This is a genomic window from Nocardia sp. NPDC019219, from assembly GCF_040632645.1.
GTDB classification, from domain to species: domain Bacteria; phylum Actinomycetota; class Actinomycetes; order Mycobacteriales; family Mycobacteriaceae; genus Nocardia; species Nocardia sputorum.
Genome location: NZ_JBEYCG010000007.1, coordinates 99,530 through 121,530 on the forward strand (window position 1 = coordinate 99,530; position 22,001 = coordinate 121,530).

Sequence of the window (22,001 nt, forward strand, 5' to 3'; positions counted from 1 at the left end):
CGTCGAGTCGCCTGTGGCGACCCGCTCAAACGAGCGCCGCAGCAGCCAGTATCGGCGGACCACCGACCACCGTTCCGGTGGAGCTGAATGGTTTCACCAACCTGATCGGAGTGCCGTTGATGTTCGTCAACGTGCCGCTCCACACTGCTTGGTACAGCCGCTTCAGGTCGTCCCGATCGTCCTCGGTCAGCTGGCTCTGGTTGCCGTAGTTCATGATGGTCAGCGGGTTGTGCTTTCCGAAAATCTCGCTCGCAAAGTCCGTTTCGCTGAGGTTGGCGAAAAAGTGCCGCAGTCCGAAGACGTGTCCGATCTCGTGTGCCAAAGTTTCCATCTGCTCTTGCGCGCTCTGCTCGAACAACTTGGGATAAATCGTCAATCGATGTCGACCCGAGTCGGGAAAGAAGGCGCTGGCCAGAACACACCCGTTGATGTTGCATCGGTCGGCTTCCCTGATCACGATCTCGAAATCCCAGGCGTCATCGCGCTGGCTGAATTTCACAGGCGCCGCATCACCCCAAGCCAGCAGCGCCTTCCCGAGTAGTTCCTTGATTTTTGCTTTGGCAGCATCCGGCTGCTCGAACAAGGCGATCGAACGGTTCTGAAAACGCCATCGCAGCGTCGTGCTTTTGTCCCACAGCGGGATGAAGCCCTCTGAGGCGTCGACGACTATCTCGGTCAGCGATCGATTCTGGGGCGTGGCGTAGCCTCGTGAGTCCGTCTCGCAAATGACTTTCTGCCCGTATACGTGGACGTCGGCCTCGACTTCACGGGCCGCATCATCGACGTCCCGTAGCCGCAACGCACCGGTTGCCGAACTCGCCCGCCTCGCGGTGTTGATGGATCTGGCCATGACGTACTCCTTCTCTGTGTATTTGTGTTGCGTTATGCGACGACGTCCAAGTCATCCAACGGGGACCGGGTGCCCCGCACACACGGTGAACGATGGCATGTTCAAGGTCAGTGCAGAAAAGACGCCGTTCGCGCCGCTGTTTATGATCCAGGCCCATACCCAGACTTCAAGTCTTTCTCCAGGCAACAAACTGCCTGGAATGGGGGCCAAAGTAACCTTGAACGGACCGGTCCCGGGAGTGTAGGCGTCGGCGATTGCGCCCTCGCCGTGGAAGCCGTGCAGCTGCCCCAGGCCCTGCACGTCCCACAGTGTAATCACGCGCCGCAGTGACGGATTGGGATTGTTGCCGACAAAGGTCACCGTCGCCAATCCACCCCTGCTGCGTGCGTTCGGTACCGCGTTGGACGCGAGAACGCTCCAGGAGTATGTCCCAGCTGGTATCACACTTACATCCAGGCGATTATCGGAAAACAGATCGATAGCGGCTCCACCTGCCGACTCGCCATCGGTCGCCCCAACGACCTGCGGCTTTCCATCGAGCTTGCCGGAGAATCCGGTTCCCGTTGTGTACGCATGATCGTACGGCGTACCGACGACACTGCATCCCGGGCCGATAGTGAGGCTGGTGAGGGCGTCCCGGCTCTCGAGAATGTCTCGCGCGATCGTGCCCACCCCTGCTTCACCGTCCAGCCTGAACGGAAGCAGGGCTACCTCCCAATCCACGCGCGCTTGCTCATCTACTATCTCTTCGAGCAGTTGATCTTTTGCCCGCTCAAAGCGGTGAGCACACTCGCGCGAACTCTCGCCTGCCTGGGCACCGTCACCCGCTGGAGGCCGTATCGCAACCACCTCTCGACTACGCATCGCAGTCTGCAGCTTGTCGATCAGATCGGGGGTTTGCCGCGTTGTCGTCATTTGTTGTGTTCCTTTCTCTGCTCACGCTCGGCGCGCCGACACGATCATCGTGGCCGAACAGCCTCGTCATTGCGCGAGTAGTGGCCTACTCGAATTGCGGTCGACATGCATGCGACTTCTGAAACGGACGTGTCGCCAGCTCCAACACCGGATGAACTCGGTCCTAGGATCCGGCAGTGAGAGCCCGACCAACCCTTTCCATGCCGCAACCGCGCGCATTCGAATGCGCAACGCGCGGGGGCCGACGGACGCTACGGTGTAGTTCCCCGGGCCGGAGAACGAGGATTGAATGCCGAGTCGATGGCCTTCCTCGGCAGCCGTCCTTCCCGGTCCCACGCGGCCCGACACAGCGACCAGTAGCCGCAAGGAGGGGCCGACCCCGCTCGAGAACTTTGGCTCGTCGGCATTCGTCCAGCACAGATCCAGGAGACGCACGAACTCGCGAAACTCTCTGCTCCACATGCGTTCTGATAGATTCCGCCAGTATGGGGTACAAGATCGGCTCCGCTCGGGCCTCTGCGGCCGACCGGGACCCAGAATCGCATCGCACCCTCTCGGGGGCGCTGTATGTCGCCGTCGCGGCTGTGCTCACGCTGGTGTTCCTCGTTCCCCAGATTCGGCTGTATCGGGATGAGCAGCCGCGCACCGATGTCATCGCCCAAATGCGGTTTCTTCGTTCCGAATTGCGATCGGGGCTCGGGGAGGAGATGCAGGGCATGTTCCCCGAGGGATTCTTCTTTTCGCACGTTCTGTACGGGTTGGCGTGGACTGATCTGGCGCGCGGCGACACGACCTATCGGGACGAAGCGCTCCGGGAGGCACGCTGGGCGCTGGAGCGTTTGGAATCCGGCTCGGGCCGTGGCGCTTTCGATGCGCGACTGCGCCCGGCATACGGGGTGTTCTATGTCGGATGGTCCAGCCGGTTGCGCGGGGCCGTGATCGAACTCGCGGGCGCCGCCGCACCGGAGGCGGCGCAATTCATCGCGGACTGCGAAGCACTCGCGGTGGCCTTCGGTACGGACGGGCCGTTCCTTGCGGCGTATCCGGGTCAAGCTTGGCCGGTCGACAACGTGGTGGCTGTGTCCGCGTTGCGGTTGCACGATCGTATCTTCGGCTCGCGTTTCGAGCCGGTGATCGCCGAATGGCTCACCTCGGCTCGCGCGCACCTGGATCCGGCGACCGGTCTACTTCCGCACCGAGCCGCACCCATGATGGAGGGTGCGCGCGGCTCGTCACAATCGATGATCCAGCGGTTCCTGCCCGAGATAGACCCCGCGTGGGCCGCGCAGCAGTACCGTACTTTCCGCCGACTCTTCATAGATACCCCGCTTGGCCTGCCCGGAGTGCGGGAGTATCCGCACGGCCGCAGCGGCGCGGGCGATGTCGATTCCGGGCCACTTATTCTCGGTGTCAGCGCCTCGGCCACGGTGGTCACCATCGGTGCGGCCCGGGTGCACGGCGATCGCAACCTCGCCGGCCCGATCACCGGCCTCGGCGAAAGCCTGGGCATGCCGGTCACTCTCGGCAATTCCAAACGCTACGCCTTCGGCGCCCTCCCCATCGGCGACGCTTTCCTGGCCTGGTCCTTCGCCGCGCCGCTCGCATCCACCGCAACGTCGTTCCCGCCGGTCGTCTCATGGTGGTGGCGGCCCCTCTGGCACGCACTCACGCTCACCGTCCTCACTCCGCTCTGGTTCCCGATAGCCCGCGGACTCGTTCGGCGAGTGCGCCGAGGTCGGTCCAGCACCTCGACCGTCGGCCGACTGCCGGGCTGATCCATCGCCGCCAGTCGGCCGGGCAGCCCAATTACGCAGGTGTTCTGCTCTACCTTGCGGATCGAGGGACTCCGGCCCTGCGACAGCGCACGATTGACGTAGCAAGCAGTGCCGATGCCGGTCTCTGACGAGTAACCGTGGCTGCGGAAAGTAGCGGATTCGCCGGGAATTCATCAGTTGCGGTTGCTCGATGCCGGATGGCTCATCCTGGCCCCGGCCTTGTTCGGTGAACTCCTGCTTTTCGGCCAGCGGCGACTCCTTCCACCCTGATCGCGAAAGCCATCGAACGGCTGCGCCGGGACCGGGACCGGCAAGGCTGACCAGACCTAGGTAGCGACCTCGAGCGGGGCCGGTCAGTCGGGGACGACGACGGCACGGGTGCGCCCGTGATGCGCCCATGCCTCGCCGACGCGGCTGAGCGGGTAGGCGGTGTACGGCGCGTCGAAGGTGCCGTCGGCGAACCTGGCGAGGACCTCGGGAAGCTCGGCGATCATCGCAGCCTTCGAAACCGAGCCGGCGCCGCTGCCGCTGAGCCGGATCCGCCTGCCGCGCAGCAGCGCCGCGGGCAACGCCGCCTCGGTTCCGGCGAGCGAGCCGATCTGCACGTAGTCGATCGCCGTGCTGTCGTCCTCCGTGCCGCGCTTCTCCAGCGCGGCGAAGGCGGCCTCGGCGACGGGGCCCCACACGAAGTCGAGCACGAGCGTGGGCTGCGCCTCGGCGACAACGGTGGCGAGGGTGGCCGCCCCGGCATCGGGTGTGGCGGTCGCGAGCGCAACGGTGACGACGCCCAGGCCTCGCAGTCGCTCCAGCGCCTCGTGATCGCGCCCGGCCGCGACGACCTGTTTCGCGCCGAGAGACATCGCCGCCCGCACGGCCAGGCCGCCTGACATGCCGGTCGCCCCGAGCACCAGCACGGTGCCGAGTTCGCCCGTCTCCTTGCGGCGGGTGATCAGGGGCATCCAGCCCGACAAGGCGGGGTTCACGCCGGCGGCGGTCACGAGCGGATCGGCCCCGACGGGCAGCTCCACTTCGAACGGAGTGACCAGCCGTTCGGCCATCGTTCCCCACGGCAACCGGGCGAGGCCCGTGTAGACCAGCCGCCCGTCGTCGGTCCGGGCCACGGCGTCGACGCCCGGCACGACGGGGTAGGCATGGTCGCTGCCGTAGTGGCGGCCGGAGGCCAGCCCGCGAACGACGTGGTGCAGACCCGCGCCCACGAGTCTCAGCGGCGCCCGGCCCGGCCACTGTTCCGGGTCGGGAAAGTCTCCGCAGACGGGTGTCGCTCCTGGGGCGTTGACGACCGCAGCGCGCATGACAAACTCCTTAACTAAGTTAGGTTTGACCCTGTCACCCACCTTTCCTGAACTTTGTTAAGGTGTCAACCGTGGCGAAGGGCATCACCCGGGAGCGGATCGTGGCGGCGGCGCTCGAGTTGCTCAACGAGAAGGGCATGGACGCGCTGACCGTCCGCGCGCTCGCTTCCCGGCTCGAAGTGAAGGCCCCCGCGCTGTACTGGCACGTCCGCAACAAGCAGGAACTGCTCGACGAGATGAGCACGTTCGTGATGCGCCGCGTCACCGACGCCCTCTCGGCGATCGCTTCCGGCGACGACTGGCGTGACGACGTAGCCGCCTACGCCCGCGCCTTGCGCGCGGAGTACCTGCGCCACCGGGACGGCGCGCGCATCTTCAGCGGCACGCGCTTCTCCGACCCCGACGTGGTGAAAGCGAAGGAATCCTGGCTCGCGCGCTTGACCGCGGCCGGGTTCTCACTGGCGGAGGCGGACGACGCCCTCGACCTGGTCACCGCGTACGTCGTCGGCTTCGTCATCGAGGAGCAGGAGCGCAGCCAGTCGGCCGACGCCGACCCGGCCCGGTACTCGGTCGCCGAACGCGACGAGTGGCTGGGTGAAGGCGCCGATCTGGTCAAGGCCGCCGGGCACCTCCGCGACGACGGTGACAGCAGGTTCGAACGACACCTCGGCGTCGTGCTCGACGGGCTCGCGGCTCGGTTGCGCTGACGGCCGGGTCGCCGAATGCCGCGATAACCGATCAGAGATTATTCCCGACCGGTATTACGACAAAACTTCATACCGGACACCTATCGACATTGCCGATGTCGACGGAGAAAGATCAGGTTGACGGACAATGTCGCCCGCCCGGGGGAATTCCAAATACATCGTCCGATGATTGGACTTCCCGAGGTCGAAGGGCTGCTGCATGACGCACTGCTCGTCGGGCTCTTCGTGGGTGCCGCGATCGGATGCGCCGTAGGCGTTCTGATCGGTATCTGGTTCTTCCTCGTCGGCACCGTCATCGGTTGCGCGGTCGGCGCTGCCATCGGTGCGACCATCGGCCTGTTCTTGCCGTTCTGATGTTCTCCTGAAGAATCGAATCGAGGTGGTCGAGACGGCCGGGCGGATCACGAATCCGCCCGGCCTCTTTCTGCACGGAATGCTCCGGCAACAGAAATCAATCCGCGACACTTCCCCGGGGCAGCACAACGATTGTGTCCCGCCCGCGCCACCGACCGCGCCGACCAACCTTCCATCAGTGCCGATCGATGCTGCGGAAAGGCTGTGCCCAGCGATAAAATGATCAACAGGTCGGGGAATCGCAGAAGATTCGATCTCGGAAGGAGATGAGATCGATGGACTCCTTCGGCCTCGATCTCGGCGCCGGCTTCCACGCGGTCCTCCGATGGCTCGCCCTCACGTTCGGAATCGGATTCGGCCTCAGCTGACCAATGCGCCGGACCATCGCGGCAGCAGCAGCGGTCGCGCTACTCCTCACTTGCGCCGGCTGGTAGTCGTCGGAGACCACCGGCCCCTCCCCGACCGCCCCCGCCACCGCGTCCAGCGGACTGGAATCGCCGCCGGTCCCGGAGAAGTTCCGGAACCGGCGATCGTTGATCAGCCCACGATCCGGCACCACGCGTTCGCAAGGTAGCTCTCCAGGTCGCCGAAAATCCAAAGACCTTCCGGGCCTCCTGGCTGGGATTCGAGGCCAGCGCGCTGCGCGTGCAAGCAATCCAGGACATTGGGCCAAATTCGCGCTCGGGCCGAAAGGAACGGCTACCAGCGTCTCCGGTGACCGCGCGGAGCCTCCGCCGGCAGGCGACGACGTCAGGTCCCGGACGGGCAGATTATTCGCCCGCATGTGTGGTGGATCGTCTAGAGTCCTATACGCAGCTACCGGTCCGGGATGTTCTGTCCCCGGCGCGGGTGCGGCGTGTGAATTCGCGTCACCGCTTTCTCCTCTCTGTTTCGGATGAAACTCATACGGTAAGGAGCGGTACATGACTGCACGATCCACGACGATCAATGAGCCGACTCTGCAAGACAAGATCACATATCAGCTGTGCGAGTACGCGAATCTGGTCAACAGCATCAGCAAAGAAGACAGCGACCTGGAGGCCACGCTCTATCAGAAGATCCAGCAGTATCTCGACACCAACCAGGAGGTCATCGGAGGGTGGGAGATCGTCTGGGGTCCGGGAGTCGCGCTGTTCGACACCGACTTGTACGCGGTCAATGCCCTGTATATGGTGCGAAGCACCGAGGATCGCTCCCGATACGTGATCGCCATGGCAGGCAGCAGCGACGCACTGGTGTTCGACTGGCTCGTCGAGGACTCCTTCATTCTCCAGACGCCGTGGTTCGCGAATAACGCCGCCTGGCACACGATCGGCACGGCCATCGGGGTGAAAACCCTTCTCGGCATCAGACCCTCCGGGCCCCGTCCCGGCGCCGGTCACAGCTTGCCCGAGTTCCTGAGCGCGCTCGACGACAAGGCGATCAACCTGACCGTCACCGGCCACAGCCTCGGCGGTGCCCTGTCACTCACGCTGGCCCTGTTCCTGCGCGACACCCAGTGGCTTTGGGACAATTCCGAGAAAGCCAGGATCAGCGTGCTCTCGACCGCCGGACCGAGTTTCTGCAATCAGGAATTCGTCACCTACACCACCCAGCGCCTGCAACAAGTGAAGCGCTACGCGAACGACCTCGACGTCGTCCCGCACATGTGGAACCCGCCCGACATCGATGGCGCCAAGGCTCTCTACTCCAAGAACAACCGGCCCGCCCCCGGTGGTATGGAGGTTGTGTTCGAGTTGCTCGAGATACAGGCGTCCGTGTCAGGCCAATATGCACACTTCGACCCCACCAGCGGCGTGTTCCACGGCACGTTCAACAATGAGATAGATCAAACGCAAGGCTCGACGCCAGATGATTTGTACTGGAACCAGGTCGGATACCAGCACATAGGCGGCTACCATGGGTTCTTCGAAATCAACGGCGTGCAGTGGCCGCAGGGCGTCGTCGCCCTCCCGCCGGTCGGCACCGACATCGTGATGAACCGCATCCGGGCGGCGGCCGGTCTACCGCTCGGCGACGGTGCCGGAAAGGTGCTCGCGGACCGTCGGCCGGTAACCGTCCCGCTCGACGGACAGCCCGTGGAGCTGCCCACCGACCACGACAGCCCCGAAGCCAAGAACCTCGTGGACCGCGTCACCGCCGCGTTCGATCCCACCTCCGCATGAACTGATGCCCCGGGCCTCGCGCCCGGTGGCACGCGAGGTTGAATCCGGTACAGCGCGAAAGTGCTCCAACGAGGCAGGACGTGGCGGTCGATTCCGGCGGGCAGCGCTCGGCGACAACACATCAGTCGACGAGGCGCAGCGCAGGCCTCGGGAGTCGGCCGCCACGACTACGTTGTGTCTCCCCGTGGTTCGAGCCGTTCGTAGGTCTCGGTGTCGAGGCTCGGTGGCCGGCCACCGGAGCGGCCCTTGCGTTTGCGATCGCGTGATCGGCGAGCTCATAGCCCGGTCACCGAGTCGTCGGACGCGCCGACGCCGTGGCATCCACCGGCCCGCTGCGCGATCCCGATGCCGGCGACGATGAGTGAGCAGGCGTTGCCCAGTGGCTGACCCCCCTCGTCGTCGACGCCGACCGATCCAGGAAGAGGATCGACTCGGGATGCCGGAATGGTTGTCCAGCACAGCGATCGACCGAGCTGGCTCGCGACGCGGCAGAGCTTGGTGGCGCGCTCCGCAGGACAGCAAAGGTCCCGGGGGATGCGTACGCCGTCGAGGATGTGTTCTCGGGGCGCGGGTCGTGTTGCCGAACGCGTCCGCTCCGGGTACTGCGGGGCTCGCGTCGATTATCTTGCGCGGCGAGCGATTACCGACGCCCACTTACTCGATCCGTTCGGCACCGGCTGGAGCGGGTGCTCGACCTGGCGATCAACTCGGTCGCAGACACCGGTGGCTTCCTGGTGGGCGCCGAGCGCGAAGGTGACGCTGCTCAGGAAGTCGTCGGTGACCGTGTCCGGCCAGTCGTAGAAGTTGGGGCCGAAGTCCTTCACGACCTCCGGCGCCGACGGCGGCCTCCCCTCGTGCGGGCCTCAGGCAGGCGTTCATCTGCGCGGCGGCAAGCGCATGCCAGGTCCGGATCGCGGCCGCGGTCGTCGAGTGATGCATCCCGTCAAGCCGCTCTCGTCTCCATCGCCGGCATCCAAAACGGACCGAAAACGGATCGCAGACACATTGCCCAGCAACTAGTGGTGGGCGTTAATGGAAGAGCGGGCCCGCGAATCCAGTCGTGCACCGATCCGGTGCAGAGCAACCAGCACCACAGCGACGAGGAGGCTCCGCCATGCCTACGATCACTTCCATTTCCCCCACGTCAGGTCCAACGTCGGGGGGCACCAGCGTCACGATAACCGGCACCGGATTCACCGGCCCCACGACGGTCAGATTCGGCAGCACCGCAACTACATTCACCATGAACTCCCCCACCCAGATCACGGCCATCGCACCCGCCGGGTCAGCGGGTACCGTCCAGGTCACCGTCACCACCGCGGCCGGAACCAGCAACGGGGTCTCCTATACCTATCTGCCTGTTCCCTCCCTGAGCGGTGTCAGTCCCAGCCAAGGATCGACCTCGGGTGGAACGACGGTCACCCTCACCGGTTCGGGCCTGACCGGAGTCACCGCGGTCAATTTCGGTAGCACACCGGCCACTTCGTTCACGGTCAACTCCGATTCCCAGATCACCGCCGTCTCCCCGGCCGGGACCGGCATCGTGTCGATCACCGTGACCGGGCCGGGCGGTACCAGCAACCCGGTCACCTTCGTCTACGTCATCGTCCCGACCATCACGTCCATCTCGCCGACCGCGGGATCCGCGTCGGGCGGCAATAGTGTCGTGATCACCGGCACCAACTTCACCGGCCCGCTGACGGTACGGTTCGGTAGCACCGCAGCCATTTTCACCGTCAACTCACCTACCCAGATCACGGCCACCGCTCCCGCCGGGTCGCCCGGTACCGTCCAGGTCACCGTGACCGGCTCGGGTGGAACCAGCAATGGCGTCTCCTACACCTATGCCGGAGTTCCCAGCCTCACGTCGCTCAACCCCACTTCGGGGCCGGTCACCGGCGGCACAACCGTCGTGCTCACCGGCACGGGGCTGTCCACCACCAGCGCGGTCACTTTCGGTGGTACACCGGCGACCTCGTTCACGGTCAATTCCAACACGCAGGTCACGGCGGTCGCCCCCGCGGGGACAGGGACGGTCCAGGTCACCGTCACCACTGCTGGTGGCACCAGCAACGGACTCCCCTACACCTACGTCGCCGTGCCCACTCTGAGCTCGGTGGTGCCGAATTCCGGGCCAGCGGCAGGCGGAACGACGGTCGTGCTCACCGGAACAGGATTCACCGGAGCCACCGCGGTCAACTTCGGTGGCACACCGGCTACCTCGTTCACGGTCAACTCCGCGACACAGATCACTGCCGTCGCACCCGCCGGAACAGGAACCGTGCAAGTCACCGTCACCACCGCAGGCGGAACCAGTAACGGGGTGTCCTACACCTACATCCCCGTACCGACTCTGACCACGGTGGTTCCCAGTTCGGGACCAGTGACCGGCGGAACGACAGTGGTCCTGACCGGAACAGGATTCACCGGAGCCACCGCGGTCAACTTCGGTGGCACACCGGCAACCTCGTTCACGGTCAACTCCGCGACGCAGATCACCGCCGTGGCACCCGCCGGAACAGGAACCGTACAAGTCACCGTCACCACCGCAGGCGGAACCAGCAACGGCGTCGCCTACACCTACGTTCCGGCCCCGACCCTGAGCACGGTGGTGCCGAGCGCAGGTCCGGTCACCGGCGGGACAACGGTCGTTCTCACCGGAACCAACCTGACCGGAGCCACGGCCGTCACTTTCGGTGGCACACCGGCAACCTCGTTCACGGTCAACTCCGCGACACAGATCACCGCCGTCGCACCCGCCGGAACAGGAACCGTGCAAGTCACCGTCACCACCGCAGGCGGAACCAGCAACGGCGTCGCCTACACCTACGTTCCAGCTCCGACCCTCACCACCGTGGTGCCGAGCGCAGGTCCGGTCACCGGCGGGACAACGGTCATTCTCACCGGAACCAACCTGACCGGAGCCACCGCGGTCAGTTTCGGTGCGACACCGGCAACCTCGTTCACCGTCGACTCCGCGACACAGATCACCGCCGTCGCACCCGCCGGAACAGGAACCGTGCAAGTCACCGTCACCACCGCAGGCGGAACCAGCAACGGCGTCGCTTACACCTATGTTCCGGCCCCCGCCCTGACCACGGTGGTGCCGAGCGCGGGCCCGGTCACCGGCGGAACGACCGTCGTTCTCACCGGAACCAACCTGACCGGAACTACAGCCGTCAGTTTCGGTGGTACACCGGCGACCTCGTTCACGGTCGACTCCGCCACTCAGATCACCGCGGTCACCCCGGCGGGCACGGGGTCCGTGCAGGTTACCGCCACGACGGTCGGTGGGACCAGTAACGGGGTCACGTACACATATGTCGCGGTTCCCACACTGAGCACGGTGGCGCCGAGTGCGGGGCCGGTCACCGGCGGGACGACGGTCGTGCTCACCGGAACAGGGCTGACGGGAACAACCGCGGTCACCTTCGGTGGCACACCGGCAACCTCGTTCACCGTCAACTCCGCGACACAGATCACCGCCGTCGCACCCGCCGGAACAGGAACCGTACAAGTCACCGCCACCACCGCAGGCGGAACCACCAACGGCGTCGCCTACACCTACGTTCCGGCCCCCGCCCTGACCACCGTGGTGCCGAGCGCAGGTCCGGTCACCGGCGGGACAACGGTCGTCCTCACCGGAACCAACCTGACCGGAGCCACCGCCGTCACTTTCGGTGCGACACCGGCGGCTTCGTTCACGGTCGACTCCGCGACACAAATCACCGCGGTCACCCCCGCGGGGACGGGTTCCGTCGCGGTCACCGTCACGACGGTCGGCGGAGTCAGTAACGGCGTCACGTACACCTACGTCGCCGTCCCCACGCTGAGCACGGTAGTGCCGAGTGCGGGGCCGGTGACCGGCGGCACGACGGTCGTCCTCACCGGAACAGGGCTGACGGGAACCACCGCGGTCAGTTTCGGTGCGACCCCGGCAACCTCGTTCACCGTCGACTCCCCGACCCAGATCACTGCGGTCGCACCCGCCGGGACAGGAACCGTGCAGGTCACCGCCACCACCGCGGGCGGCACCACCAACGGCGTCGCCTACACCTACGTTCCGGCCCCCGCCCTGACCACCGTGGTGCCGAACTCGGGGCCGGAGGGTGGTGGGACAACCGTTGTTCTCACCGGAACGAATCTGACCGGAGCGACCGCGGTGACTTTCGGTGCGACGCCGGCGGCTTCGTTCACGGTCGACTCCGCGACCCAGATCACCGCGGTCACCCCCTCCGGAACGGGAACCGTGCAGGTCACCGCCACCACCGCGGGCGGCACCAGCAATGGTGTCGCCTACACCTACGTTCCAGCTCCGACCCTGACCACGGTGGTACCGAGTTCAGGTCCGGTCACCGGGGGCACGACAGTCGTTCTCACCGGGACCAACCTCACCGGTACGACAGCTGTGGCTTTCGGTGCGACACCGGCGGCTTCGTTCACGGTCGACTCCGCGACCCAAATCACGGCAGTCTCTCCGGCCGGATCGGGCACGGTGCAGGTCACCGCCACTACCGTGGGTGGGACCACCAACGGCGTGGCCTTCACCTACGTTCCGGCTCCCGCTCTGACCGCGGTAGCACCGAACACGGGAACCGCGGCGGGCGGGACGACGGTTGTCCTCACCGGATCCGATCTGACCGGAGCGACCGCGGTCAGTTTCGGTGCGACACCGGCGACCTCGTTCACCGTGGATTCCCCCACACAGATCACGGCAGTCTCTCCGGCCGGAACCGGAACGGTCCAGGTCACCGCCACCACCGTGGGCGGCACCAGCAATGGCGTCGCTTACACCTATATTCCGGTTCCCGCTCTCACGAATGCGGTTCCCAGCTCGGGACCGGTGGCGGGTGGGACGACGGTCGTGCTGACCGGATCGGATCTGACGGGAACGACCGCGGTCAGTTTCGGTGCGACACCGGCGGCTTCGTTCACGGTCGATTCCCCGACGCAGGTCACGGCAGTCTCTCCCGCCGGCACCGGAACGGTGCAGGTTACCGCCACTACCCCGGGTGGTACCAGCAATGGCGTGGCCTTCACCTTCGCACCGGTTCCGGCAGTGACCACGGTGGTACCCGGTTCGGGAACGGCAGCGGGCGGGACGACGGTCGTGCTCACCGGAACGGATCTCACCGGAGCGACCGACGTCAGTTTCGACGGGACACCGGCGACGTCGTTCACCGTCGACTCCCCCACGCAGATCACCGCCGTAACTCCCGCCGGAACGGGAACGGCGCAGGTCACCGTTACCACCGCGGGTGGTACCAGTAGCGGCGTCTCCTACTCCTATGTTCCGGCCTTGAGTTCGGCGTTCCCCTTCCAAGGACCGGAAGCGGGCGGAAATCAGGTCTTCCTCACGGGGAATGGCCTGACCGGGGTCACCGCGGTCGCCTTCGGCGCGACCCCGGCGACGTCGTTCACAGTCGACTCCGACACGCTGATCACGGCCTTCGCCCCCGCGGGGACGGGCGCCGTGCAGGTCACCGCGACGGGCCCGAATGGAACCAGCAACGGTGTGTCCTACACCTATATCCCGGTTCCCACCCTGACCTCGGACAGCCCCACCTCAGGGCCCGAAGCAGGCGGTAATACGGTCACCCTGACCGGAACGGGTCTGTCCACCGCGGGTGCGGTCCTGTTCGGTATCTCCGCGTCCGACTTCACCGTTGTCTCCGATACACAGATCACCGCGACCGCTGTTCCGGGGACGGGGACTGTGCAGATCACTGTCATCACGGCGGGTGGAACCAGCAATGGTGTCACGTACACCTATGTCCCGGCGCCCACCCTCAGTACGGCCACCCCGAATTCGGGGGCGGCAGCGGGCGGCACGACGGTAGTCCTCACCGGAACCGATCTGACCGGGACCACCGCGGTCGATTTCGGTGCGACACCGGCGGCTTCGTTCACGGTCGACTCCGCGACCCAGATCACGGCAGTCTCTCCCGCCGGAACCGGCACCGTGCAGGTCACCGCCACGACAGGAGGTGGGACCAGTAACGGCGTCGCCTACACCTTCATCTGACAGGTGATTCGGCCGGGCCGCCGGCACGTTGTTGCCGGCGGCCCGGTCTCGTATCCGCGCCCCTTCGGGGGGCAATGCTCGACAAGGTAGCGGCTGCCGCGCGAAAAGCGAATTGGAAACGGACCAAACCGGATTGAAGATGCATTGCTCGGCAACCGGTGCAGGGGCGTTAATGGCAAGGCGGGCCGCCGATACAACCGAGCACCACACGGTGCCGAGGAACCACTTCAGCAATAAAGGGGCAGCGCCATGCCTACCATCACCTCCCTCGTCCCGACGTCCGGCCCCACGACGGGGGGTACCGGCGTCACGATCACCGGTACCGGCTTCGCCGATACCACAAGCGTGCAATTCGGTACCACCTCAGCCGCCTTCACCATCGATTCCCCCGCCCAGATCACCGCCACCGCTCCCGCGGGGACGGGCACCGTGCAGGTCACCGTCACCGGCGCTGGTGGAACCAGTAATGGTGTCTCCTATACGTATTCACCATCCGCCGGTACCACGACCATCACCGTGACCGGGACGCTGCAGTTCACCATCACGAAGACGGGTAACTGTATTCCTTGCAGCTGTGCCGCGGCTCCCACTCTCACCGCGGTCACCCCGAGTTCGGGATCGGCCGCAGGGGGGACCACGGTCACTCTCACCGGTACGAATCTGTCCGCTGCCAGTGCGGTCTCGTTCGGAGGTACGGCGGCGACGTCGTTCACCGTCGATTCCGATACGCAGATCACGGCCGTTGCCCCCGCGGGAACGGGCACCGTGCAGGTCACGGTCACCGCTGTGGGTGGTACCAGCAACGGCGTCTCCTACGCCTATGTCCCGGCGCTGGCGTCGATCTTCCAATTCCAGGGGCCCGAAGCAGGCGGACACCTCGTCTACCTCAACGGGAGCGGCCTGACCGGAGTCACCGCGGTCACGTTCGGTAGTACGCCGGCGACGTCGTTCACCGTCAACTCCGACACGGAGATCGCCGTTTTCACCCCTGCCGGGACGGGCACCGTGCAGGTCACCGCCACCGGCCCGAGTGGTACCAGCAACGGTGTGCCCTACACCTATGTTCCGGTTCCCTCTCTGACGTCGGCCAACCCGACGTCGGGGCCGGAAGCAGGCGGGAACACGGTCGTCCTCACGGGGACAGGTCTCGCTACCGGCGCATCGGTCAGATTCGGCATCGTGGCGTCCGACTTCACCGTGGATTCCGATACACAGATCACCGCGATCGCCGTTCCCGGGACGGGGACGGGGACGGTGGATATCACCGTCATCACCGCGGGCGGAACCAGTAACGGCGTCAGCTACACCTACGTCTGACAGGTGATTCGGCTGGGCCGCCGGCACGTTGTTGCCGGCGGCCCGGCCCGCGACGGGAGTGTCGATGCCGCGGATGAGATTTCCCGTTTCCGCGCTGGCGGCTGGTTCAAGCCCGGGAGGGCTCGGCCTTCTCCAGGGCAGAGAACATCGGGAACGAGTCATCACCGAGCCAGCGCACCAGGTCCTCGGCCTGTGCGTGGTAGCGGCGGAACGGCTCCGCGGTAATGGGACCGCCGTGCAGCCGGTGACATTTGCGCATAGCCGCGGGCAGCTGCGCAGTGATCCAGTGAGCGAGCGTACCGAGTTCGTCGCGGACCCGTTCGTCATACTCGAGATGGTCGCGTCGATGCGACAGCAATTGATTCGCCGACCGCGATGCTGTGTGCAACAGCCGCGACACGTCATGGACCTCTTCGAACTCTCGTCTCGCCGCATTGACCTCGGCGGGCGCCAGCCCGAACCGTCGATGGATACGGATGTGTTCGGTGAGCAACCTCAGCAGTCCTTGGAGCAGCCCGTTGGCGACGGAACCGATTGTCGCCAGCGCCAGCCGCTGCAGTGGCGCAGCGCCGTCGATCAACAATTGTTCCACCGGGATCTCAGCCTGCTCGAAGTACACCGAATACTCCGGTGCACTACTCACACCGGGGCTTCGAACACACCTGACGCCAGGAGCGCAGGAATCGACGACGGCGACTCCGCAATCCGTAGGCACCAGAATCCAGCGTGCAGACCCGGCATACGGGACACACACCTTCTGACCAGTGATCCGCACCGACCCACCCTCGACGACCGCCACTGTCCTCGGAGTCGCCACGAACGGTGCGCCGGGCTCATTGAGCGCGGCGGTAAGTATCGCGCCCTGCGCTACAGCAGGGAAAATTCTCTGCGTCACACTTTTCGGAGCGGCTTCTGCCAGCGGTAGTACTCCGAAGCCGAATGTCGCCAACGCCGGCACCTCCACAGCGTCGGTGGCCAGCTCGGTGAGCATAGCCGATACCTCGAGCAGGCCCGTATCCTCGCCGCAGCGCTTGGGCAATGGGAGCGAGAGTAAGCCGGACTCGGCAAGTTGCGGCCACAGCGTGAAATCACGCGCAATCTCGCGTTCGAGCACGCTCACGACAGCTTCGGCGACAACATCCTCACTGTCGACTCCGGTGAAACCCAAAATCACTCCTCTCATCATCGATCGGCGCGGTTCGAGTCATCGTTCGGTGGATCCGCCCGCCAGGCCGCCGATAACAGCAAACTGCTCGGCCCCTATGTCGTCGAAACGTGTATCAACTGGTCGCAAACCGGAGCGTCAGCCGCCCCGGGTAACAGTCGGTCGGCCGGTTTTCTCCCACAACGTGTCGATTGATTATGCCGCGCCCAGTCGGCAAATGAACTCAACGACCGTCAACGGGATTCGGCGTGGCGCGCGTATCCCAGCGGTACGCCCGGTCAGTCCGCCGCACGGGTGATCGCTCGCGAAATCAACGGTCCCATCCACAGTCGGACCACCTTTCAATCTCCCCAAGCGTCCAGTTCGGCAAATAGCCAGATGCACCCTCGATGAGGAACCAAGAGCACTGACCACCACAGCAGCACGACCGGAACGACACCGCCACCGTGCGACACCACGGGGCGGCTGGTCTCATCACCGTGATGCAGTCGGATCTCGGGCATCGCCGCTACCCGTCGGCCAGCGTCCTGCACGCTTCGGGCACCTTGCGGGCAACAGATACTGCCACCGCTGGACGGCATCAGCGTGGCCCGCACCCGCCCCGGCAGACCCCAACATTCGGAGGCGGGGTGGGCCGAAGCGCTGCGCCAGCGCTCCGCACGATGTGGCGATTGTTCCGGGACAATCCCGCGCTGTGCCATCTGGTCACCATGCGTTCTCACATCCACGGCGCCCACGGCGAGCACACTTTCGAATACGGCCTGGAATGCTTCATCGAGCGCGCGCAGCGCAGATTCGAGTCCTCCTCCGAACAGCCCGCGCCACCCGGGCGACGCCGCAAGAAGACGTTTGACCCGTCCGGCCCCAGCGCGCTTGCGCGGTGGCCACGCCAGCCTGGTCATGCACGCACGGTGCACTCCTACGACAGCGTGACCGATCCGGAGCCGTATAAACGCCTGCGCCGTCCGCACACCCCGACTGCGAGATCGAGGGCCGTTACTGCTTGCGTACGACCAATTCCAGCGCGATGTTGTCCGGATCGCGGAATTCGAGAATGTACATAGGACCGAGGTCTTTCACCCCCGCGTGCGCGATACCGAGTTCGTCGAGCAAGGCAGCCGCCGAATCGAGATCAGACCGGGTGGCCAGGGCGAAGGCGAGGTGGTCCAGTCCTACTCGATCTTCGTCGAACTCGTCGTCGGCGACAGGGCGGAGTCCGAGCAGTGCATCACCCATCTGGTAGATCACACCGCCGAAGAGGAACCCGAACCGCGCACGGGTGGCTTCGTCCGCGTCCGCAGGGCACTCCCAAGCGATCGGCCATCCGAAGACGGCGTCATAGAAGGCCCTGGATCTGGCGATGTCGGTCACTGTCAAGCGGACATGGTCGAACGAACTGGTGGAAATCGGCATGATCGAGATCCTGTCAGATCAACCAGCTCCGTCCCGGCGACAGGACCGCGAAGTCTTGCCGGTGAGGATATCGGCGCCGGGCACCGACGAGGATCGGGCCGGGCTGCGAGACTACAGTCGCAATGCCGTGCGGGCGCGCCCCACAAGGTTCGCCCGCGGTCGCGGTCGCGGTCCCGCTCCGCGAAGAGGACGGCGAACTCTTTCTCCAATGCGGCACGGACAACGGACTGAAGTTCGGGAGCCCGGTCTTCCGCGCCGCGCCATCCCTTGCGGCCCTCCAACTTCAGGACGTACTTCTCGTGCTTGCGACGGATCGCCTCCCGGGTGCCGCCGGGCAGCACACACCGCTCAGATCCTGGTGACCCCGACCTCCGGACCGTCCAGCGCGGAGACCGAGCGAGTACAACTAGCTCAGCCGCCCGCACAGCGCCCGGGGTTACTGCCACGTCGCTCAACGCTTTCGGCAGTCGCCCCGGGACCTGCGCCTTCGAAACCGCGCCCCTGCCCCGCCAATACGCCGACGCCCTCGAAAGACATCGAAATCACCTCCTCGACATGCGAATCGCGCTCGAGGCAATCGTCAACCGCGCCTCCGACCTGGTGGTGAGCTTCGAGGGGCGCTGCGGTCACACCCGACGATGCGGCGCGGGTGAACATTCCGCTGCAGGGCAGTGAATTGAGCGGAACGTCGTTGTTGCACAATCGATTTCGAGGACAAGTTGCCCCACTGTGGGGGATGATGTGTCTCGCGGTAGATAGGCAGTTCGTCGGTCGATCCGGAAACAAGGGGGCACATCCGCCATGGGAAAAATTGACACAAGGGGCGTTTGGACGCGCGTCAGCGTGAACGAGTCGCAGTTCGAGGGTTTACGGCAGCCCGGCGTCAGGTCGAGTACGGGCGTCAAATCGAGTATCAGATGGGGCAGCGGCCAGGACGAGGAGAAGAGCGGATACGACTTCACCGGCCTCACCGGTGTCGACGCGCGCCTCGACGGCCAGAACTTCAGGCTCGGCATCTTCGCGCACTACAACCGTCGAATTCATCTGCCGCACAGCCAGTTCTCGGTGTTCCTGAAGGTGACGGTCGACTTCCACGACGAAGGATTCGACCACACGTTCACCCTGCGTTTCCGTCACGACGAGACGCCCAACCAGCCGGGCGATGTCCCCGATGTGGTGCGACCGCCGGTCGTCCACGAGAACGACATCGTGCGCGTCGACGGCACCGAATACCGGGTGACCATCAGCGGTTTCCTGGATGACAAAGACGAGGTGAAGCCGTACTTCGAAAACCCCGAAGGGGAGATCAAGCGTGTCTGGCTCGTTGCCAAGTTCGAACCTCAGGATGAGCCGGGTTCCTGAACCGGGAGACGCGCTCCAATGCCCGGACTGTGCAGTCAGGTGACTGCACAGCCCCAGGTCATCCAGAATTGCGGTGTCCGGCTTCACCGACGACCCAGGCCGCTATCTGAGCGCGAGAATTCCGGAACCCACCGCCGATGTGAGCGATACCGAAATCAGCCAGCGCCGGCTCACCGTACTCGGTCAGCAGGATATTGCCCGGCTTCACGTCCCGATGCACGATATCGAGCCGATGCGCGGCGGCCAAGGCACCCGCGATCTTCACCCCGATGTCCAACACGCCCCCACCGGCAGCGGACCATTCTTGCGAATCCACGCATCCAACGAATCCCACGGGTAATACGGCAATGCCGCGCGCCGTACGGCTTACAGGACGTTCTGTCCGCCGGAGTCTCTCGCTCCACCGCCGGGCTCCCCATCCGATAACGGCCGATTGCGGGTGGGTGGGTAGATGGGCTCCGGCCGATTTCCGAACAGATAGTCTCGGAAGGCCCGCAGATACTCGTCCAATTCCTGTTGGTCGAAAAATCGAGATTGCGTCGGGTCGAACCATTCGTTCGGCGTCGGCTGCCGCGCGATCATGTAGTCGAGCGCTTCGCGCACCATGTCCCCGTAGGCGGAATTCGTGGCGACGTGTTCGCGTTCTGTCGGGGCAAGGGTCCGCATCTGGTCGGCCAAGCCCGCGGAGTGCATGATCACGAGCGGAAACAGCAGGCGATTGATGTGTGGGATTTCGTCCCACCACTTATTGTTCGTGTGCAAGAGCTCACTGGCCGTCGTCGGCTCGTAGGAAGGGTTGATAGCTCGGCCGACGCCACTGGGGTGCCACGTCGGCCCGATCTCGAGGTTCACCGGCGGGTACCAGACGCCTCGCCACACCGAAACTCCGAGCGCCAGCGGGTTCACCGGAAGTTCCTGGGCCAGTGAGATGTCGGCCGTGATCCGACGCACAGGCGGCAACTCCTCGTAGGAGGGGAGAAGATCGGCCACCATCGCCAAGCAGTCCCGCTCATCGAAGCCGGTCACACCGGCGTACGGCTCGGCCCACCAGAGAACTGATCCGTGAACATGTAGCCGTGGTGGCCATATGATGACCGCGATCGGCGACCTATTCATCACCCGATCGCGGCATCACCGAACGTTCGAGCCGTGCCTGTCGTCGACCTTTTGCCGAGCGTCGCCATCCGTCGCCCAGGCAGGCAGTGGCTCTCGCGCCGATAACCACTGCGGGGGTATTCCGCGTACGCCGCTTCGCGTGCCGATGCCCGTGCGCGCTGCCACGATCCCGCCGACGATCGCGGCCGTGGTGTCCGCATCACCACCGGCCTCGACACATGCGGTAACAGCGGCGGGATAGTCGTCGAGAAAGGTCGCGGCGACCCACAGCGTGAACGGCACAGTGTCGTGGGCGCTGACTTGCGCACCGTTACCGAGTTCATATGCCGCTTCGGCCACCGAGCGCCCCAACAACCGCCGTGCCCGGCGGACGCCACTGGCGGTCCGGCCCTCGACCAGGTACGGCTCCACGACGGCCAGCAATTCCTCAGGCGCGCAATCTCTTCCGCGGGTGGCCGCGGCGTGCCCGGCCGCGACAGCAACCGCCATGGCGCCCACAATGGCTTCCGGATGCCGATGCGTCACCTCGGCCGACAATGCGGCTTGGGCCGCCGCACGGTCCAGATTCCCGGCGAAATACGCTCCGAGCGGAGCGACCCTCATCGCAGCACCGTTGCCCCAGGAGCCACGCCCGTCGAAGAGGGCGCCCGCCGCGTCGGCCCAAGGCCGTCCGTCGCGAATCTCATGCAGCACAGCGACTGTGCCGCCACTGTAGCCCCGGTAGGGCTCGCAACGGTCGGCGAAGGCTGCCGCCAGCCCGTCACGGTCGATCCGGCCGCAGCCGCGGATCTGCACATACACCGAGCAGGCCATCTCCGTGTCGTCGGTCCATTCCCACGGCGCCGCCGGCGGTCGGCCGGCGAGAAGATCAGGTAGCGAACGGCCCGGCACGAAGAATTGAGCACCCAGCGCATCACCGACGGACAAGCCCTCGAGACTGTCACGAGCGACATCGGAAACCAGTGGCATATCGGCAACCATGCTGCCAGACCAGGACGAACCACGCGACCTGGGGCTCACCGCGTGGCGAGGCTGCGTGGGTCGCGGCGATGCGCGCGCACATCTGGCATCGCCGATACCCGCCGTCCTCGGTGATGCAGGCGCTGGGCACCCCCGACAGCCAAGCCCGCCTCACACCACACTTCGCACTCATCGAGGCCCACCGCCCCGGCGATCCCATCACCCTCCCGTTCCCCGCGCCCGCGCCCGCGCCACCGACCGCGCCGGCCTCGGCGCCCGCTCCTCGAGCGAACAGCCCGACAGGTGAACCCCCCTCGCCCTACAGGTCGTGCGCGGGCGATCGCGCCGGAAGAATGAGCACGGGAGTGCTGCCGGTGACCGAATCGGCTCGGCCGGTGGTGGACTCGACCTCGTCGAAGGTGAGTACCGCGCCACGCCGTTCGGGCTGAACCCTGCGGTGTCGCTGCCTGCCGGCGCGGAGCCGATACCCCTGGGACAGAGACTGGGGATCCATCGAGCAATTCATCCCACTCGACCCCACCACACGCCCCGCAACCATGCCCT

17 protein-coding genes and 1 pseudogene are annotated in these 22,001 nt (G+C 65.5%); 7 read left to right on the plus strand and 11 right to left on the minus strand.

From position 1 onward, the window contains the following. Window positions 1–25: 25 nt before the first annotated feature. Both ABZ552_RS15595 and ABZ552_RS15600 read right to left on the minus strand, forming a co-directional pair. Window positions 26–850, minus strand: a complete 825-nt coding sequence (locus ABZ552_RS15595; RefSeq protein WP_281879605.1) for a matrixin family metalloprotease — start codon at window positions 848–850, stop codon at window positions 26–28. A 51-nt stretch (window positions 851–901) separates the two neighbouring features. Further along, window positions 902–1,765, minus strand: a complete 864-nt coding sequence (locus ABZ552_RS15600) for a hypothetical protein (RefSeq protein WP_357437818.1) — start codon at window positions 1,763–1,765, stop codon at window positions 902–904. 485 nt (window positions 1,766–2,250) lie between these two features. Between ABZ552_RS15600 and ABZ552_RS15605 the strand changes: the two genes are divergently transcribed. Beyond that, window positions 2,251–3,540, plus strand: a complete 1,290-nt coding sequence (locus tag ABZ552_RS15605; protein WP_357437821.1) for a hypothetical protein — start codon at window positions 2,251–2,253, stop codon at window positions 3,538–3,540. 353 nt (window positions 3,541–3,893) lie between these two features. On the opposite strand, the gene ABZ552_RS15610 is transcribed toward ABZ552_RS15605, so the two are convergent. Further along, window positions 3,894–4,853 (minus strand): zinc-binding alcohol dehydrogenase family protein, encoded by a 960-nt coding sequence (locus ABZ552_RS15610; RefSeq protein ID WP_357437824.1) that lies wholly within the window; start codon window positions 4,851–4,853, stop codon window positions 3,894–3,896. Window positions 4,854–4,924: 71 nt separating this feature from the next. Between ABZ552_RS15610 and ABZ552_RS15615 the strand changes: the two genes are divergently transcribed. The 3 genes from ABZ552_RS15615 to ABZ552_RS15625 all read left to right on the plus strand — a co-directional run bounded on the left by ABZ552_RS15615 (window position 4,925) and on the right by ABZ552_RS15625 (window position 8,079). Further along, window positions 4,925–5,560, plus strand: coding sequence for a TetR/AcrR family transcriptional regulator C-terminal domain-containing protein (locus ABZ552_RS15615; RefSeq protein ID WP_281918138.1), 636 nt, complete (start codon window positions 4,925–4,927; stop codon window positions 5,558–5,560). 165 nt (window positions 5,561–5,725) lie between these two features. After that, on the plus strand, window positions 5,726–5,914 hold the full coding sequence (locus ABZ552_RS15620) for a hypothetical protein (RefSeq protein ID WP_357437827.1): 189 nt from the start codon (window positions 5,726–5,728) through the stop codon (window positions 5,912–5,914). 923 nt (window positions 5,915–6,837) lie between these two features. After that, the gene (locus ABZ552_RS15625; protein WP_281879598.1) at window positions 6,838–8,079 is read left to right on the plus strand and encodes a hypothetical protein; all 1,242 of its coding nucleotides are present in this window, start codon (window positions 6,838–6,840) and stop codon (window positions 8,077–8,079) included. Window positions 8,080–8,699: 620 nt separating this feature from the next. Here ABZ552_RS15625 and ABZ552_RS15630 read toward each other — a convergent pair. Beyond that, on the minus strand, window positions 8,700–8,903 hold the full coding sequence (locus ABZ552_RS15630) for a hypothetical protein (RefSeq protein ID WP_281879597.1): 204 nt from the start codon (window positions 8,901–8,903) through the stop codon (window positions 8,700–8,702). A 290-nt stretch (window positions 8,904–9,193) separates the two neighbouring features. Here ABZ552_RS15630 and ABZ552_RS15635 point away from each other — a divergent pair, with 290 nt between their 5' ends. Beyond that, on the plus strand, window positions 9,194–14,104 hold the full coding sequence (locus tag ABZ552_RS15635; RefSeq protein ID WP_357437831.1) for an IPT/TIG domain-containing protein: 4,911 nt from the start codon (window positions 9,194–9,196) through the stop codon (window positions 14,102–14,104). 249 nt (window positions 14,105–14,353) lie between these two features. Then, window positions 14,354–15,421 (plus strand): IPT/TIG domain-containing protein, encoded by a 1,068-nt coding sequence (locus ABZ552_RS15640; RefSeq protein WP_281879594.1) that lies wholly within the window; start codon window positions 14,354–14,356, stop codon window positions 15,419–15,421. A 106-nt stretch (window positions 15,422–15,527) separates the two neighbouring features. Here the strand turns inward: ABZ552_RS15640 and ABZ552_RS15645 are convergent, their stop codons facing one another. The 3 genes from ABZ552_RS15645 to ABZ552_RS15655 all read right to left on the minus strand — a co-directional run bounded on the left by ABZ552_RS15645 (window position 15,528) and on the right by ABZ552_RS15655 (window position 17,999). Further along, a complete protein-coding gene (locus tag ABZ552_RS15645) occupies window positions 15,528–16,595 on the minus strand; it encodes an acyl-CoA dehydrogenase (RefSeq protein ID WP_357437835.1) in 1,068 nt (355 codons plus the stop codon). 332 nt (window positions 16,596–16,927) lie between these two features. Beyond that, on the minus strand, window positions 16,928–17,488 hold the full coding sequence (locus ABZ552_RS15650) for a hypothetical protein (protein ID WP_357437838.1): 561 nt from the start codon (window positions 17,486–17,488) through the stop codon (window positions 16,928–16,930). Between the two features lie 94 nt (window positions 17,489–17,582). Then, entirely contained in the window at window positions 17,583–17,999 is a 417-nt protein-coding gene (locus ABZ552_RS15655) for a VOC family protein (RefSeq protein WP_357437841.1), read from the minus strand. Between the two features lie 801 nt (window positions 18,000–18,800). Here ABZ552_RS15655 and ABZ552_RS15660 point away from each other — a divergent pair. Then, entirely contained in the window at window positions 18,801–19,361 is a 561-nt protein-coding gene (locus ABZ552_RS15660) for a choice-of-anchor K domain-containing protein (protein WP_357437844.1), read from the plus strand. Between the two features lie 124 nt (window positions 19,362–19,485). Here ABZ552_RS15660 and ABZ552_RS15665 read toward each other — a convergent pair. From ABZ552_RS15665 to ABZ552_RS15680, 4 genes and pseudogenes are all read right to left on the minus strand, one after another. Next, window positions 19,486–19,709: pseudogene (locus ABZ552_RS15665) on the minus strand (protein kinase); the annotation flags it as partial. An 18-nt stretch (window positions 19,710–19,727) separates the two neighbouring features. Continuing rightward, on the minus strand, window positions 19,728–20,213 hold the full coding sequence (locus ABZ552_RS15670) for a hypothetical protein (RefSeq protein ID WP_357437847.1): 486 nt from the start codon (window positions 20,211–20,213) through the stop codon (window positions 19,728–19,730). Between the two features lie 279 nt (window positions 20,214–20,492). Further along, window positions 20,493–21,446, minus strand: a complete 954-nt coding sequence (locus ABZ552_RS15675) for an ADP-ribosylglycohydrolase family protein (RefSeq protein WP_357437850.1) — start codon at window positions 21,444–21,446, stop codon at window positions 20,493–20,495. A 310-nt stretch (window positions 21,447–21,756) separates the two neighbouring features. Next, a complete protein-coding gene (locus tag ABZ552_RS15680) occupies window positions 21,757–21,951 on the minus strand; it encodes a hypothetical protein (protein ID WP_357437853.1) in 195 nt (64 codons plus the stop codon). Between the last annotated feature and the right edge of the window lie 50 nt (window positions 21,952–22,001).

What these genes read in the sequence shown, in the direction of transcription:
- ABZ552_RS15595 (WP_281879605.1), bottom strand. Translation starts at nt 850, where the DNA reads ATGGCCAGATCCATCAACACCGCGAGGCGGGCGAGTTCGGCAACCGGT.
- ABZ552_RS15605 (WP_357437821.1), top strand. Translation starts at nt 2,251, where the DNA reads ATGGGGTACAAGATCGGCTCCGCTCGGGCCTCTGCGGCCGACCGGGAC.
- ABZ552_RS15675 (WP_357437850.1), bottom strand. Translation starts at nt 21,446, where the DNA reads ATGCCACTGGTTTCCGATGTCGCTCGTGACAGTCTCGAGGGCTTGTCC.
- ABZ552_RS15625 (WP_281879598.1), top strand. Translation starts at nt 6,838, where the DNA reads ATGACTGCACGATCCACGACGATCAATGAGCCGACTCTGCAAGACAAG.
- ABZ552_RS15640 (WP_281879594.1), top strand. Translation starts at nt 14,354, where the DNA reads ATGCCTACCATCACCTCCCTCGTCCCGACGTCCGGCCCCACGACGGGG.
- ABZ552_RS15600 (WP_357437818.1), bottom strand. Translation starts at nt 1,765, where the DNA reads ATGACGACAACGCGGCAAACCCCCGATCTGATCGACAAGCTGCAGACT.
- ABZ552_RS15655 (WP_357437841.1), bottom strand. Translation starts at nt 17,999, where the DNA reads ATGCCGATTTCCACCAGTTCGTTCGACCATGTCCGCTTGACAGTGACC.
- ABZ552_RS15635 (WP_357437831.1), top strand. Translation starts at nt 9,194, where the DNA reads ATGCCTACGATCACTTCCATTTCCCCCACGTCAGGTCCAACGTCGGGG.
- ABZ552_RS15620 (WP_357437827.1), top strand. Translation starts at nt 5,726, where the DNA reads ATGATTGGACTTCCCGAGGTCGAAGGGCTGCTGCATGACGCACTGCTC.
- ABZ552_RS15610 (WP_357437824.1), bottom strand. Translation starts at nt 4,853, where the DNA reads ATGCGCGCTGCGGTCGTCAACGCCCCAGGAGCGACACCCGTCTGCGGA.
- ABZ552_RS15650 (WP_357437838.1), bottom strand. Translation starts at nt 17,488, where the DNA reads ATGACCAGGCTGGCGTGGCCACCGCGCAAGCGCGCTGGGGCCGGACGG.
- ABZ552_RS15680 (WP_357437853.1), bottom strand. Translation starts at nt 21,951, where the DNA reads ATGGATCCCCAGTCTCTGTCCCAGGGGTATCGGCTCCGCGCCGGCAGG.
- ABZ552_RS15660 (WP_357437844.1), top strand. Translation starts at nt 18,801, where the DNA reads ATGGGAAAAATTGACACAAGGGGCGTTTGGACGCGCGTCAGCGTGAAC.